Source organism: Massilia sp. DWR3-1-1, from assembly GCF_049898325.1.
GTDB lineage: Bacteria > Pseudomonadota > Gammaproteobacteria > Burkholderiales > Burkholderiaceae_D > JAFCUW01.
Genome location: NZ_JAFCXL010000013.1, coordinates 102730 through 117929 on the forward strand (window position 1 = coordinate 102730; position 15200 = coordinate 117929).

Below are 15200 nucleotides of genomic sequence, written 5' to 3' on the forward strand. Positions count from 1 at the left end.
TCTAGCGGCGGCCGTCGATGGCCCCCTTCGGTCGGCCCCATCCGCTCAGCTGCCTGCGACGGGCCAGGTCAGCGCGCGGGCGCCCCATTGGCGGCGATGGCTTCGCCTTTCGCGCCGGCTTGCAGCCTTGCCAGTTCGCCCCGCATCGCTTCGGCAATGTCTTGCGTGCGCAATAAGGCGGAGATGGCCGCGCTGGCCTGGCCCAGGGTAGCCGGCTGCTCTTCGACGCCGGTAATCTGCATGAACGCGACACCGCCGTCTTTCTCGATCACGAAGGCATCGCCATTTTTCATTGTCAGCATTTCACGCAAGAGATCGGCAGGCAGGCTCTCGACGGGCTTGAGCGCCACCGCGGTGGTGTAGGCGATCTTGAGCGAGGCGAGCTTGTCGGCCACTTGCTGATAGGTTTTGAGCAGGCTGAGCGACCTGACCAGCTCGTCGGAATTGGCCGGCAGCTTTGGAACGACAATTTCCTGCAAACGATAAATGCGCCGGTGCGCAAACAGTTCCGGGTGGGCGGTGAAATAGCCCTGCACGCGCTCGTCCGATGGCTGGGCGATGCCGCTGGCAATGCTGTCGGTGTAGGCGCGCACCAGCACGGCGCGGCGTGCTTGCTCGAGTGCGCTGACGACGTCGGGCCGCTGATCGAGGCGCGCCTGCACGGCCGCGTTGCTCAATAGCTGTTGCGGGCCTGGTTCAACGGCGGCGGCGGCCGGCGCGCTGGCGCCCGTCGTGACGGGGGCCTTGCCGCAGCCCAGCAGCAAGCCCAGCAGCAGCCCCGGCAGCAATACGGCCCGCCTGCGTGCGCACAGTGTGAAATCCATCGGCACCATCCTTGGTAAGAAATTCGGGAAATGAACGCCATGGCGGCACGATGCGGCGCGCTGTGCCATGCCGGTGAAATTGTCATTTTATTCAGATTGTGCACGGGCGTCTGTCGCTATTTCGTGCGACAGACGGCGCCAGGCGGCGGGCATAGGATGCGATTCGATGTCATTTAAATATCACAAGGAAATCACATGCCACACCGTTGCCCCACCGTCCTCAAGACGGCCCCCGCGCACTGCCTGCCTGGGCTCACGCACACGCTGACGGTCGCCGCCTTGCTTGCTGCGGGCCTCGGCGCGTCCAGTCTGGCCTGCGCCGATCAGATCATCAGCAACAGCTATGTGTTCACCAGCAGTGGCAAGAGCGCCGGCACGGACGTGAACCTTGCCCCCGTATTCAAGGGCACGAGCTGGACCAACCAGTCGAACACGACCAGCCTGATGACGGGCGATCAGCACACCGTCATCGTGCCCGCCACGCCCGGCACGCCGGCAGTGGTGGTGCCGGGGATTCCGGCAGTGGTCATTCCCGGCTTCTGCGTGCTGGGCATCTGCTCCCCCGCGACGACGATCACGCCCGCCGTGCCCGGCTACACCATCCCCGGCATTCCGGGCACGCCGGCCGTGATCGCCGATACCCGCAATGGCGCCTCCGTCACGGCGACCTCGTCCGGGAAGGTAGGCGCCACGCTCTCTGCCAGCGTCGGCCAATCGACCGTGACGGCAAACTTGCCGGTGACATCGACCCTCTCCTTGACAACGCAGACCTCGATCCTCGATCACGACTACTACACCGGTGTCACGTCGGGCGATCCCAGCAAAAAAACCATCGACCTGCTCCCCCTGCTGGGCACCAGCGCTTTCCAGGCGAGTTTCAACGCGACCATTGCCGCCGGCGCCACGCTGACGACCTCGGCCCCCACCACAAAGGCGTCGGCCACGGCCAATATCGCGGTCAATAACAGCTATTCCGCCAAGCTGTGCGTGACCGGCAGTTGCCAGTCGGTCAGCATCCCGGGGGCAGGCGTGAAGGATACGTCGGTGGAGCTTGCCACCGTCGACTCGACCAGGAAATACATGTTTTCGGTGCTGGGTGCGCCCGTGATCCAAAGCCAGGCCGATCTCAAACAGGGTGTGCCGGGACTGACCGTGGAGGGCAGCACGCTCGACGGCACCAGCGCCAGCTTCGACGGCCAGAAGTTTTCCTACAAGGCCACGCAGACACTGCTGTCGACCATCGCCGCGCCGCTCGAGCTGATCCCCGTTGTCGGCAGCATCTTCAGCACCGACCTGCCGATCGGCACCTACTACACGGGTACCGTCGCCGAAGCCCAGTTCACCACCGTCAACGCCACCATCAATGACGATGTGACGGTGACCCAGTCGTATTCATTTACGCCAACGCTGCAGGCGACGCTCACCTTCAGCGAGCCGGTCGGGATGGTCAACCTGCGCTACAGCAAGGCCAAGCCATCAGGGATTGTCGATTACAACTGGAAGGATCTGGTCATCGCGCTCGGCACCAGCGTCACCATCGAAAGCGGCGAGAACATCAACCTGGTCTACCTGTCGAACGCGGACGGCACGCCCAATACGGGCACGCTGCTCAGCGAAACCTACAGTATTGCCGACACCAGCCACTTCACGGGGAAAACCACCATCGATCTGCTCACCTACGAGCAAACCACGGCGGCCTGCGGTGGCCTGCAGATCGACGGGCTGATCGACTCGAAGAACCAGTGCGTCCTCGATATTGAAAAGCCCATCGCGTCAACCCGGGTCGCCGGACGCAGTGCCGATACCTCGCTGGGATTTAACACGATCACCCGCTTCGAATCGGACCCGGCGCAGAACGATCCTGCCACGGTTCCCGAGGCTGGTTCGGTATGGCTGCTGCTGATCGGCGCCGCCGGCTTGTTGATCAGCCGCGCTCGCAAGGCGCGCTGAGGCCCTCGATGGGCTAAACGCCGGGCCTGGCGGACTGCCGCAGCGGCAGGCGCAACAGCATGGTGGCGACGCCCGTCGCGCCCGCGCAGCTTTCCCACTGCAAGGTGGCACCGATCATGCCGGCGCGGCGCAACTGGTTGTTCAAGCCCTTGCCGCCGCTGGCGAGCGCACGCGCCAGGTCGAACGGCGCGCCGTCGTTGCCCACGCTGACGAGCACCGCCTCGGAGTCGGCGTCGACGGCGGTGGCCACCCGGATTTCGCTGGCGCCGGCGTGCTTGATGATGTTGGTGATGGCTTCCTGCAGGATGCGCAGGATGTGCAGCGCCGCGCCGGGCGTGAGCCAGTCCAGCGGCGGCACGTCGACGATGTCCCAGCGCAGCGCGATGCCGGCGCTGTCGAGCCGCGGCGCCAGCCGGAAGCGCAGCGTGGCCAGCAGCAACAGCAAGTCGGCATCGACCACTTCCATCGAGTCGATGGCCAGCTTGAGGTCGTCGATGCAGTCGCGCAGCACGGCGGCCATCTGGCCGGCGTCGAGTCGGCCCCGTTCCACCACCCGCAGCGCGCTGACCAGGGACGAGCCCAGGCCGTCGTGCATGTCTTCGGTCATGCGCTGGCGTTCGCGGTCGAGCAGCGCATCCTGCTCGGCCGCGCGCAGTTGCTCATGGGTGCGGGTGAGCTCGATGTCGCGCGCGCGCAGGCGCTCGGCCAGGCCGGCGTTGGTGCGCGCTACTTCTTCATGCGCGCGGATATAGCGCGTGTACATGACGTAGCTGAAGATCAGGAAGGCGCCGGCGTCGGCGTAGGGATTGAGGTACACGCCCTCGATGCCGACCAGGTTGCTGCGCATGAGGAAGTCGTACACGCCCGATTCCAGGCTCAACAGCGCCCATCCGGTCAGCAGCACGCCCTCGCGCAGGCGCAGGCGCCAGAACTGCACGAGGCCGACGCCGAACACCACGTTGGCGACCAGCATGATCGACAGGTAGGCCAGCGGGACGGCAAAACGGGCTTGCGCCAGACCCGCCAGCGGCAGCGTGAGCAGTGCCGCAGCGACGATCGTGCCCGCCACCAGCCTGGCCATGCGCGGCTGCACGTGCTGGCGCACATGGGTGATGAACAGGTAGGCCACTGCCATCTTCCAGAAGCCGGCGTTGATGGTCAGCCAGTCAAACCAGGCGTCGGCCACGGGCAGGCGCGCCGAGCCGGCCGGATTGTTCAGGCGGTGCAGGTAAGACAGTGCGGCGATCAGGAAAAAATACAGGTAAATGGGGTCGCGGTGGCGCTTGAGCCAGACCAGCAGGGCAAACACGCCCAGCGCCATCCAGGCCGCGTTGGCGATGGCCGGCAGGCGCACCTGCAGCGCCTCGCGCAGCTGGAAGCGCCAGCCGATGGCCGCCTCGGTGCCCACCCACACCGACGACAGCGCGCCGCCGGCGCCGGCGACGTGCTGCATGCGGATCACGATCTCGCGCGGCAGCGCCACGCCCGCATAGGCGTCGAGCGCGATCATCAAGGGGCGTTCGGAGCCGTTCCACTGCGAATGCGAGTGCGACTGGTACAGCAGGCGGCCGTCGCCGTAGACGCCGATCAGGCCGTCGCTTTTCCAGCGCGGGATGTACAAAAAACGCGCGCCGCCGGCGGCGGGGGCGGCAGGCAAGGGCGGTACGCGCAGCCTGTACCAGGTGAGCTGGGTGGGCGTCGCGTCGCCCGGGCGCGCCTGCGCGTTGCCGCGTTGCAAGCCGAGCAGGCGGGGCGCATGCGGCAAGGGCACGCTGCGCCAGCCGCCCACGGGCGCGCCAGGCGCGATCGCGTACGGCGGCGCGGCAAAGCCGACGGTCGCTTCGGTGAGCATCTCGGCCACGAGCAGGTGCATGGCCTCGGGCGTGGCGGCGTGCGCCAGCGTCCCGGCCAGCAGCAGGGTCCAGCACGCCAGCCAGGCACGGCAGCAACGCCGCCAGGCCGGGCTACGGGGCCAGCAGGCCATGCAGGCGCGCTTCGTAGATGGCCTCGACCTTGGACTTGACCTGGAGCTTGGTATAGATGCGGCGCACGAACGTCATGACGGTATGGCGCGACACCTGCATCAGCCTGGCGATTTCGTCGTAGGTAAATCCCTTGGTGATCAATTCGAGCACTTCCTGCTCCCGGCTCGACAGCGTCACCGGCACGGCGGCGCCGTCGGGCGCGCGCGTGCGCGTGGGCCCAGCGGCAAGCCCGGCCGGGGCCACTGGCGGCGCGGCGGCGGCCCCGTCCTGGCGAAAGCGGAGCAGCATCTGGCACGCGATCCTGGGGCTGATCGGGCTGCCGCCCGCGTGCAGGATGCGGATGTCGCGCAGCATGGTTTCGGCGGTGCTGTCCTTGAGCAGGTAGCCATTGGCGCCGGCCTCGATGGAGCCGATCACGCTCAGTTCGTCGCCGAAGGTGGTGTTGACCATGATGGCGCAGTCGGGCCAGCACGCGCGCGCAGCGCGGATCACGTCGATCCCCGAACCGTCTGGCAGGCCCAGGTCGGCCACCAGCACGTCGGCCGGCGGCCCGGCCAGCGCCCGGGTGCCGGCCACCCAGGCCAGCGTCATGTCCGGCGCCTGGCTGACGGCCTGCTCGAACGCGGCGCTCACCCCGGCGTCATCCTCGACCAGGACGATGTGGATGTGCGCGGCGAGGGAATGGTCCGACATGGAGGCTGTCCTGTTGCGGTGGAAGTGCCTGTTGCGCCCCCGGGGTGGCGCAACAGGCACTTCACGTGAAAGGCGACGGCAGGGCGAAAAGCGGCGCGGGCGGTCACTTTGAACTGAGCAGCATTGTACTTTAGATAATTCGTATCCAGGAGGAACTCATGGTTACTGGCGGCGCAGCGCCAGCGGGCTTTGCAGCGCTTGCTGTTTGATGTCCGTGCTCGTCCGCGCTCGTCCGCGGCGAGGGCGTCGCCGGCGCGGCCGCTGCTGGCCTCGATCGGCTGGCGCAGTCGATTACAGGTGCGCCATCATCAGCGCAACGGGGCTGGTCCGCAGCAGCGTGCGGCTGACCCCGCCAAGGCACAATTCGCGCAGCCGTGAATGGCCGTAGCAGCCCGCCACGATCAGATCGGCGCCCAGATTGCCGGCCAGCGTGAGGATGGCGTGGCCCATGTCGACCGCTTCGGTGCGCGCGTCGAGACGGGCGTTCACGCCATGCCGCCGCAAGTAGGCCAGCAGGGCGGCGCCGGGCGTGGCCGCTGCGCCGTCGGCAGTGGCGCTGGCGCTGACGAGCCCCGGGTGATCTTCGCTGAAGGTGGCGACGACGACGCTGCGGGCCTGCTGCAACAGGGGCAGGGCGTGGCCGACCGCGGCGGCGGCTTGGCGGCTGTCGTTCCAGGCGATCAGGATGGACTGGGGCACGCTTGCCCTTGCAGGCGCGGTGGGGACGGCTGATGTTGCTGATGCATTTAATGCGGCAGGGGTGGCAGGGGCGGGCGTGGCCGGCACCAGCAGCACGGCGCGCGGCGCGTTGACGATCGCGTAGTCGGGCAAGCGCGCGTCGTCGTGGGCCAGCGCTTCGTCGCGGTCGTCCAGGCTGAGCACCAGCAGGTCGGCGTAGCGCGCCTGCGCGGCCAGGGCATTGCCGGCGTCGTCGATTAACAGGCGCTTGTCGTAGGACAGGCCGGTGGGCGCGACGGCCCGTTCGAAGGCATCGAGGGCGCTGTTGAGTTGATCGCGTAAGGCGCCAAAATAGGCGTCGAGCACCCCGCCCGGCAGGCCGCTCGGGCCGCTTGGAAACACCAGCGCCGACACCCCGGTGGCGGCGGCGCCGGTCAGGTGCGCCCCGTGCGCCGTTGCCAGCGCCACCGCCATGGCGATGCGGGCGGGCGCGTGGCGCGACAGGTCGGCATGCACGACGATGGTTTTGAGGGCCATGGATCACCCGATCGATGTTGGCGTTGTTGTTCCTGGCGAGGCCGCTTTCGGTTAGGCACTTAGTGCGACATCAGCACGGGCACCGTCATGCTGGCGAGGACGGTCTCGGTGACGCCGCCCAGCATGATTTCGCGGAAGCGCGAGTGGCCGTAGCCGCCCATGACGATCAGGTCGGCCTGCAGGTCGGCGGCCTGTGACAGCAGGCTTTCGCCGTCGCGGATGGGCTCGACGGCGCAGCTGACCGCGCAGCGCACGCCCTGGCGCGCCAGGTACAAGGCCAGGTCGGCACCAGGCTCGCGGCCGCGGGCGACGCCGCGGTTGAACTCCACCACGGACACCAGCGCCGCCGAACGCAGCAGCGGCAGCGCGTTGTAGACCGCATGGGTCGCTTCGAGGCTGCCATCCCAGGCCACCAGCACCTTGCTGCCGATGCGGGCGAACTGGCCGGCGTAGGGCAGGATCAGCACTGGCCGGCCGCCATCGAGGACGACCTGTTCGGGCAGGCCGCCGATCAGGTGGCTCGAGGCCGGTTCGTCCAGGTCGGTCTGGCTCACCACCACCAGGTCGGCGTAGCGTGCCTGCAGGGCCAGGCCGCCGGCCGGATCGTCCTCCATCAGCCGGCGCTCGACGCTGCTCACCCCTTCGCCCGCGGCGATGGCCTCGAAGCGCGCCAGCGCCGCTTCATTGCGCTGGCCGATGAGGGCATATTCCTGCGGCGCCATGATCGCCAGATCGATACTGACTTCGCTGCCCGCATAGCGCGACAGCCCGGAAAAGGCGCTGCCCACCAGGTGCGCGTCGAAGGTGGCCGCCAGCCGGGCCGCGTGGTGCATGCGGGCATCGGCATGGGACGAAGAATCAACATGGACGACGATGGTCTTGTAGCTCATTGGGGGACCTCGTAACGATTTGGATGTGTCAAGCGTACGGCGGGGCGCCGCCGCGGTCCAGCGCTTCCCCTCGCTTTGCGCCGCTAGTTTTGCCGTTTTTGAGGCACATCAAAAGCCCCCCGTGCTGCGAAGCCGCCTTGTCAGGACGCAAGCTAAACCCGCAGCAAGGTGGCAAGGCATTGATGTACCTCATATTTGAACGCTGTCCTGAACGGGTACGATCACTCTCCTGCGGGTGCCGCAAGCGCAGCGATGCCCGTTCCCCTCTCTGATGGTCCGCATTTTTCTGGAGATCCATGATGGCCAGTTCACTGACACGTTTCGATCCGATTTCACGCATGCTGAGCGCCGATCCCTTCCGCAACATCGACGATTTCTTTTCCACCATGCGCATGCCCTCGCTGATGGGGGCGGCCGATCTGTCACCGCACATCCGCATGGACGTGACCGAGTCCGATCAGGCTTACAAGGTCGTGGCCGATCTGCCCGGCATCAAGAAAGACGACATCAAGGTCAACATCGACGGCAACCAGGTCTCCATTGCCGCCCAGACCGCGTCCCGCAGCGACCAGCAAAGTGCCACCTCCCTGTGCAGCGAGCGCTCGTGGGGGCAGTACTACCGCAGCTTCACTTTGCCGCAAGTTGTCGATGACACCCAGGCCCAGGCCCAGTTCCACGACGGCGTGCTGGAACTGACCTTGCCGAAAAAAACGGGCGGCAGTGCCAGGCCGCTGGCCATCCAGTGAGGCGGTGACGACCGCACGCGGGACCGGCAGCACGCAGCAGGCAGCAGGCAGACCGTAGACGGGCGGCAGTCGGTAGAACGCCGACCGCATCTGCCCGTCAACTGGCCGACCTCCCACCGCAGACACAGCACAGAGCGCGTACGCCCGGCAGCTGGCAGAATCGACGCTCGACGCTCGACGCTCGACACTCGACACTCGACACTCGACACTCGACACTCGACACTCGACACTCGACACTCGACACTCGACACTCGACACCTGACGCATAACGCAGCCCCCTAAGCACCGCGGTTCGCATCCACAACACAGAGCATATGTGCCCGATAGTCACGCGCCGCGCGACCGCCGTGGTCGTGCCGGTGAGGGCACGGTGCGGGTAGGCCATCCTTGGGCGTTGTGGGATATGAATGGGGTCACGTTCCCCATGTAGCGCCCGGCGCGCGATGGTCAGCCCCTTGGGCAATTAGCCGACGGGGTCGTGATCGTCGGCGCCGTGGGCAATTCGCCGACCGGGTCATGATCGTCAGCCCCTGGGCAATTCGTCGACCCGGCTGTGTTCGTCAGCCCCTTGGGCAATTAAGCGACCGGGTCATGATCGTCAGCCCCTTGGACCATTGGCCGACGGGGTCGCGATTGTCGCGCCGCTCCTCATTTGCCCGCCTGATCGCGATGCGATTAACTGCGTGCCAGCTTTTCGTGCGCCACATCGTCATGGTGGTGCTATCCGCTATCCGCCATCTGCCATCTGCCATCTGCCTTCGGGCCGCCGGTGCGCGCCGCTCGTGCCTGCGATGGCGATGCCCCCCGGCTTGCGCCCGGCGTACTGCCGCTACCCTGCCGCCACGCCGGGCGGACGCAGCACCAGCACGGGTATGCTCGACTCCGTCATGATTTTTTGGGTCTGGCTGCCCGCCAGCAGGCGGCTCAAGCCGTGGCGGCCGTGCGAGGCCATGACGATCAGGTCGCACTGGTGCTCGCGCGCCGCTTCCAGCAGGGCCTTGTGGACCGAGTGGCTGACGATGGTGAAGCTGGTGCAGGGCACACCAGCGGCACGGGCGGCGACGACGATTTTATCGAGATGCTGGCGCGCCACCTCGACCATGATGCGCGTTTCGCTGACCACGTCGATGGTCAGCGCCGCCTCCGATGGCGGCAATATCAGCGCCGGCTGCGCCACGGCGACGGCGACCAGTTCGCTATGCCATTGGCGGGCCAGATCAATCGCCAGCGGAAAAACCTGCTCGGACAGGGCGGAACCATCGGTGGGCAACAGGATGCGCTTGTACATGATGGCGTGCTCAGCGGTAGACCAGCACGGGGATGTCGCTGTGCACGAGCACTTTTTGCGTTTCGCTGCCCAGCAGCGCCGCCTTGATGCCCTTGCGGCCGTGCGAGGCCATGACGACCAGGTCGCACTGGCGCGCCCTTGCCGTATCGATGATGGCCCGGTAGGGATCGTCCGAGGTGACGCGCTCGCTGGTGCAGGCGACGCCAACGGTCGCGGCGGAGCTTGCCACGAACTCGAGGAAGCGGCCGGCCCGTGCCTCGGCGTTGCTGTGAAATTGTGCTACCGTGTCTTCCAGCATGTCGGGGTCGAGCGTCAGGGTGTGGAACTCCGGCACCACCGTCAGCCCGACAACCTCGGCGCCGGAGGATTTTGCCAGCGCAAGCCCGGCCAGCACGGCGCGCTCGGACAAGGCCGATCCGTCAGTTGGCAACAAGATTCGCTTGAACATGGCGTACTCCGTCTCAGTTGGGATGATGACCAGTGTGACAGCCCCGACCTGTCATACAATTGATGCACCTCAAACATTTCCAGTACGGCGAGGCGCATTCTTTGTGCTGTCAGCTTGCACAGATTCAATTTTCAGTGTTTCGCCGCAAGCGTTCGAACGGCGGCCGGGCAAGCTGCCCGGCCTTTTCTTGCAAGCCAACGTTTTACTGACCACTGCGAATCCCACTCCATGTTCAAACACATCCTGCTGCCCGTCGACGGCGCCCTCACCATGGTGCCGCTGGTGCGCCGTTGCCTGGGCCTTGCCGCCGCCAGCGGCGCCCGCGTGGAAGCGGTCCATGTGCTGCCATTGCCTTCGCTGGACGGGACGGATGCCGATGCCGGCGTCGGCCGCGCCCGCGCGGCGCAAATCCTGCAACAGGTCGAAGGCGAGGCCGCCGCCCAGGGCGTGCGCTGCGAGGGCAGGGTGGTGCAGGCGGGCGAGCCGTGGCAGGCGATTGTCGAGGCTGCCGTCGCCGGTGGCGCCGACCTGATCTGCATGGGCGCGCGCGGCCGCCAGAACAGCCCCGGGCAGTCGCTGGGCAGCCAGACCGCGCAGGTGCTGGCCCACCCCGGTGTTCCCGTGCTGGTGTTCCGCTAAGCAAGGTCTGACGGCGTGCCGGTGGGCGTGCCGCGCCAGCCGCTCGTTAATAACAGCCAACAGCGATTCGCCTGGCGGCACGCAGGCGGCCGTGGCGCCGCTCACGGGGGCGGCGCCACGCTGCGCTCTCTGACCCGTACCCCGTCCCGCACACTGGCGCCCGGATAGACGATCACGCGGGCGGCGTCGCCCAGGCCGTCCTCGAGCCAGGCGTCGAGGTCGTTGCGCCCGCCCAGTCGCACCCGGCGCAGCCGCGCGCGGCCGTTCTCGATGGCGTAGACGGCGCTGGCGCCGTCAACCCCGGCGAGGGGAAACAGCGCGCTGACGGGAATCTTGCGCACCCTCTCGCGGCTGAGCGTGACGACCCGGACCGTGACGCGGTAGGCGATCCCGGGGGGCGCCGGCGGACGCTCGAGAATGTCGATCAGTACGCGCACCCGCTGCTCCTCGACGCCCAGCGCGGAAATCTTGGTGAAGGCGGCCGGCTCGACCAGCCGCACCACGCCCTTCAGGGGCGGCCCGCCCCAGCGTTCGATGCGTACGGGCGTGCCGGGTCCGGCCGCCATGGCGTCGGCGGTGAGCAGTTCGGCCACCACCTCGAGGCGGCCCGGGTCGCCCAGTTCGAGCAGGGGCGTGCCCGTGCTCACGGCCATTTCGCTCGCTTGCAGCACGCGGGTGACGCGCCCCCCGATCGGCGCGCGAACGATAAAGTCGGCGCGCGCGGCGGCCGCGCCGGATGGCGCTGGCGTGGCCAGGCTGCTGGTGGCGGCCAGCGCGGCGCGGCTTTGTTCCACCTCGTGCAGGGCAATCTGCCGCTGCGCCACCGCGCTGTCGCGTTCACGTTGGGCGGCCTGCGTGGCCAACTGGTCCGCTTCGAGGCGGCTGGGGGCGACGAAGCCGCCCGCGGCCAGGCCGGCGCTGCGTGCTTCATCCTGGCGCGCCCGCCGCAGGGCGATGTCGCTGCGTTCGAGCGCCGCATCGGCGGCGCGCACCTGGGCCCGGGCGGCGCCCAGCCGGGCTTGCTGCTCGCGCCGGCTGCGCTCATCGAGCAGGGGCGCGTAGGCCGGCTGCAAGGCCGCCACCGGCTGGCCGGACGCTACCGGGTCGCCCTCGCGCAGGCTGATGCGGCGCAGCAGTCCGGCCAGCGGCGCCGACACCGTGTAAGCGTCGCGCAGGCGGGTCTTGCCATCTTCCTCGATGGCCGTTTCGAACTGCCCCACGGTGATGCCGGCCGCCTCGACCTCGATGGGGCGGGGCGCCAGTGCCCACGCCAGCGCCGCTGCCAGCACGGCGGCGGCGGCACCCAGTGCCAGGCGCGTGCGCGTGCTCATCAGTCGCGCGCCTTGAGCGCCTCGACCAGGTTCAGGCTGTTGATGTGGCGCCGCACCACCAGCGCGCTGGCGGCGCCGGCCGCCACCACCGCCAGCGCGGCCCACGCGTAGGTGGCGGGCGCGATCACCACCGGAAAATGCAGCTGGTCCGATTTCATCCAATGCGCCAGCAGGCCCACTAGTGCGCGCCCCATCAGCATGCCGGCCGGCACGGCGGCGGCGATCACCAGGCCGATCTCGCCGAGCAGCATGGTCGCCACCTCAGCGCGGGTAAAGCCCAGCACGCGCAGGCTGGCCAGCTCCCAGGCCCGCTCGGACAGGGCGATGCGGGCATTGTTATAGACCACGCCGACCGCGATGACGACGGCGAAGGTGGTCAAAATGGTGCTCATGATGCGCACGTTGCGGGCGGTGATCGCCTCCATGTTGTTGAGCATGGTCGCCTTGCTCCAGGCCCCGGCGATGCGGGGCAGCGCCTTGCTGGCCACCAGCACCCGTTCGGCCATGCCGGGCGCCACCGACAGCACGAAGCCCGTGCTCAGGTCGCCGTCCCCCAGCAGGCGGTTGAGCGCGCCCCGTTCCATGTAGGCATTCATGCCGAACATTTCGTCAACGGTACCGCCCAGCGGCACGCTCAGGATGCGCCGCCGGCCTTCGAGGACCTCCACCCTGACCGGGTCGCCCACCTGCAGGCCCAGCTTGTCGGCCAGGCGGTCGGTCAGCACCAGGCCGCGGCCTTCGAGCAGCAGTTCATGTTGCGCAAGGTCGATCACCCGGTACAGTTCCGGCCGGCCCGCATAGCCGCGCAACAGGGTGCGCTCGCGCTGGTGGAGCTTGCCGACATTGACGTTGACGAAGCGCATCGACTCGACGTGGCGTACGCCCGGCAGGCGTGCCAGGAGCAGGCGGGCCTGGTCGTCGACGGGATCGACGGTCCACATGCTGATGTCGCCGCGCAAGCCCAGGTTGAACTGGGTGTCGATGATGACGCCAATGGCATCCCGAAAGAAGTTGCCCATGATAACGATCGCCACCGCCGCCGCCACCCCGGCGCCGGCCAGCACGGTGCGGGCCCGGCGCCGCTCCATGTTGCGCAGGATCATGCGCAGCGCGGTACCGAGCCGTTCGATGCCCAGCCGCTCAAGCATGGTCCGGCGGTAATGCGCGGGCGCGGGCGGGCGCATCGGCTCGGCCGGCAGCAGGCGCGCGCTGGCGGCGATGGCGTGCGCCGTGCCCAGCAGGGCGGTGAAGGCGGTAATGCCGGCGCCCAGGGCGATGCGGCCAGGCGTGAGCTGGTGGTTAAAATTCGGAAAATGGAACGATTCGGCGTACAGGCGCGTGAGCAGGTAGCCGAGTTCCTTGCCGATGCCGATGCCCAGCACCAGGCCGGCCAGCACGATCAGTGCCACCAGCTTCAGGTAGTGCACGGTGATGGCGGCATTGGCGTAGCCGACCGCCTTGAGCGTGGCGATCTGCTCGCGCTGGGTGGCGACCAGGCGGGCGACGACGACATTGAGCAGGAACGCCGCCACCGCCAGGAAGATCGTGGGCAGCAGGGTGCCCATCAGGCGCTGCTGCTTGAGTTCGTTCTCGAGCATGGCGTGCGACACCTGCTCGGCGCGGGTGGCCACGCTGCGCCCACCGTACGGCGCCACCAGCGTGGTGAGGGCGGCCACGGTGGCCTCGGCGCGGGCGCCGGGGGCCAGTTTGACGGCCGCCTGGTTGAAGGCGCCTACCATGTCGTAGGCGGCGGCCAGCACGTCGCGGTCGACCCATAACACGCCGAAACCGCGCGCATCGGGCATGCCCCACAGGCCGGCGAAGATGAATTCGGGCGACAGGGCGATGCCCACCACGCGCAGGGTGCGGCGCTTGCCGTTGACCTGCGCGAACATGCGCGCGCCCGGCGCCAGCGCGCGCGCCTGGGCGAACGCCTCCGACACCAGCACTTCGATGTCGGCATCGGCGCTGGTGGCGGCGTCGGTGCGCAGGGGGCGGCCGGCCGATAGCGCCACCAGGTTCATGCGGTGCGGCGCGCGCCGGTCGATGCCGATCAGCTGCCCGATGATGGGGTCTGGCAGCCCCGCCAGTTCGACCCGCGCCACCTGCTCGAGGGTGGTTTGCACATCGGCCACGCCGGGCGCCTCGCGCAGCCGCGCGGCCAGTGCCTGCGGGGCGTTCTTGACGGCGACAAACAGGTCGGCGAAGCGGCCGCTGGCATAGAACTGGTCGCGCGCGCGCTCGAGCGAGTCGACCGCCGACAGGCTGGTGAGAAAGCCGCCCACCCCGCTGGCGACCACCAGCGCGATGCTCAGGGCCTGGCTCCACATGCGGCGCAGGTCGCGCAGCATTTTACGGTCGAGGGTTTTCATGGGACCGTTTTCTCACCATGCCAGCTGGGCCGGATGCAGCTTGTGCGGGTTGACGTCGATGCGCACGATACGGCCGTCGCCCAGCCCGATCACGCGGTCGGCCATGGCGGCGATGGCGGCGTTGTGGGTGATGACGATGGCGGTGGTATGCAGCTCGACGTTGATCTGTTCGATCACTTCGAGCACCAGTTTGCCGGTGGCGTAGTCGAGCGCGCCGGTGGGTTCGTCGCACAGCAGCACGTCGGGGCGCTTGACGATGGCGCGGGCGATCGCCACCCGCTGCTACTCGCCGCCGGAGAGCTGGGCGGGAAAATGGTCGCTGCGATCGGCCAGCCCCACCAGGGCGACGGCGTCGGCCACCGGCATGGGATCGGCGGCGATGTCGGTCACGAGGGCGACGTTTTCAGACACGGTCAGGCTGGGAATGAGGTTGTAGAACTGAAACACAAAGCCCACGTGGCGGCGCCGGTAGCTGGTCAGCGCCGCTTCGCCGGCCGCGCTCAGGTCCTGGTCGCCGAAGCAGACCTGGCCGCTGGAGGCCACGTCGAGCCCGCCGAGGATATTGAGCAACGTCGATTTGCCGCTGGCGGAGGCGCCCAGTAACACCAGGAATTCGCCGGCACCCACGTCGAGATCGACGCCGCGCAGGGCCTGCACGGCGAGCGCGCCCTCGCCATAGGTTTTACTCAGCTGGCGGATGCGAAACAGGGGCGCGCCCGCGCCGCCGCAGGGCGCCGCCACCGCGCTTGCCTGGCTGTTACTGGCTGCCTGCTGCATGGCGTGCTCCGTCAATGACCGCGTACCGTTCCACTGTATAAG

General features: G+C 68.1%; 12 protein-coding genes and 1 pseudogene. 3 read left to right on the forward strand and 10 right to left on the reverse strand.

Features of this window, described 5'->3' with window-relative positions; genetic code table 11:
• Window positions 1-68: 68 nt before the first annotated feature.
• Window positions 69-824, reverse strand: coding sequence for an EpsD family peptidyl-prolyl cis-trans isomerase (locus ACP7EY_RS15225; RefSeq protein WP_426195001.1), 756 nt, complete (start codon window positions 822-824; stop codon window positions 69-71).
• A gap of 195 nt (window positions 825-1019) precedes the next feature.
• Between ACP7EY_RS15225 and ACP7EY_RS15230 the strand changes: the two genes are divergently transcribed.
• Window positions 1020-2774, forward strand: a complete 1755-nt coding sequence (locus tag ACP7EY_RS15230) for a hypothetical protein (protein WP_426195003.1) — start codon at window positions 1020-1022, stop codon at window positions 2772-2774.
• A gap of 13 nt (window positions 2775-2787) precedes the next feature.
• On the opposite strand, the gene ACP7EY_RS15235 is transcribed toward ACP7EY_RS15230, so the two are convergent.
• From ACP7EY_RS15235 to ACP7EY_RS15250, 4 genes are all read right to left on the reverse strand, one after another.
• Entirely contained in the window at window positions 2788-4758 is a 1971-nt protein-coding gene (locus ACP7EY_RS15235; RefSeq protein WP_426195005.1) for a sensor histidine kinase, read from the reverse strand.
• Entirely contained in the window at window positions 4739-5452 is a 714-nt protein-coding gene (locus ACP7EY_RS15240; protein ID WP_426195007.1) for a LuxR C-terminal-related transcriptional regulator, read from the reverse strand. The genes ACP7EY_RS15235 and ACP7EY_RS15240 overlap by 20 nt, the downstream gene beginning before the upstream one ends.
• A 291-nt stretch (window positions 5453-5743) precedes the next feature.
• Window positions 5744-6667 carry a universal stress protein gene (locus ACP7EY_RS15245; protein ID WP_426195009.1) on the reverse strand — a complete coding sequence of 308 codons (924 nt, stop codon included), beginning with the start codon at window positions 6665-6667 and terminating at the stop codon, window positions 5744-5746.
• Between the two features lie 59 nt (window positions 6668-6726).
• A complete protein-coding gene (locus ACP7EY_RS15250) occupies window positions 6727-7557 on the reverse strand; it encodes a universal stress protein (protein WP_426195011.1) in 831 nt (276 codons plus the stop codon).
• A 296-nt stretch (window positions 7558-7853) separates the two neighbouring features.
• Between ACP7EY_RS15250 and ACP7EY_RS15255 the strand changes: the two genes are divergently transcribed.
• Complete coding sequence (locus ACP7EY_RS15255; RefSeq protein WP_426195013.1) at window positions 7854-8303, forward strand: Hsp20/alpha crystallin family protein; 450 nt, start codon at window positions 7854-7856, stop codon at window positions 8301-8303.
• A gap of 829 nt (window positions 8304-9132) precedes the next feature.
• Here the strand turns inward: ACP7EY_RS15255 and ACP7EY_RS15260 are convergent.
• Window positions 9133-9591, reverse strand: a complete 459-nt coding sequence (locus tag ACP7EY_RS15260) for a universal stress protein (RefSeq protein WP_426195015.1) — start codon at window positions 9589-9591, stop codon at window positions 9133-9135.
• A 10-nt stretch (window positions 9592-9601) separates the two neighbouring features.
• The gene (locus tag ACP7EY_RS15265; protein WP_426195016.1) at window positions 9602-10039 is read right to left on the reverse strand and encodes a universal stress protein; all 438 of its coding nucleotides are present in this window, start codon (window positions 10037-10039) and stop codon (window positions 9602-9604) included.
• Window positions 10040-10267: 228 nt separating this feature from the next.
• Here ACP7EY_RS15265 and ACP7EY_RS15270 point away from each other — a divergent pair, with 228 nt between their 5' ends.
• A complete protein-coding gene (locus ACP7EY_RS15270; RefSeq protein WP_426195017.1) occupies window positions 10268-10678 on the forward strand; it encodes a universal stress protein in 411 nt (136 codons plus the stop codon).
• 101 nt (window positions 10679-10779) lie between these two features.
• Here ACP7EY_RS15270 and ACP7EY_RS15275 read toward each other — a convergent pair whose 3' ends face one another.
• The 3 genes and pseudogenes from ACP7EY_RS15275 to ACP7EY_RS15285 all read right to left on the reverse strand — a co-directional run bounded on the left by ACP7EY_RS15275 (window position 10780) and on the right by ACP7EY_RS15285 (window position 15158).
• Window positions 10780-12009 carry an efflux RND transporter periplasmic adaptor subunit gene (locus ACP7EY_RS15275; RefSeq protein ID WP_426195019.1) on the reverse strand — a complete coding sequence of 410 codons (1230 nt, stop codon included), beginning with the start codon at window positions 12007-12009 and terminating at the stop codon, window positions 10780-10782.
• Window positions 12009-14381 carry an ABC transporter permease gene (locus ACP7EY_RS15280; RefSeq protein WP_426195021.1) on the reverse strand — a complete coding sequence of 791 codons (2373 nt, stop codon included), beginning with the start codon at window positions 14379-14381 and terminating at the stop codon, window positions 12009-12011. The genes ACP7EY_RS15275 and ACP7EY_RS15280 overlap by 1 nt, the downstream gene beginning before the upstream one ends.
• 12 nt (window positions 14382-14393) lie before the next feature.
• Window positions 14394-15158: pseudogene (locus ACP7EY_RS15285) on the reverse strand (ABC transporter ATP-binding protein).
• Between the last annotated feature and the right edge of the window lie 42 nt (window positions 15159-15200).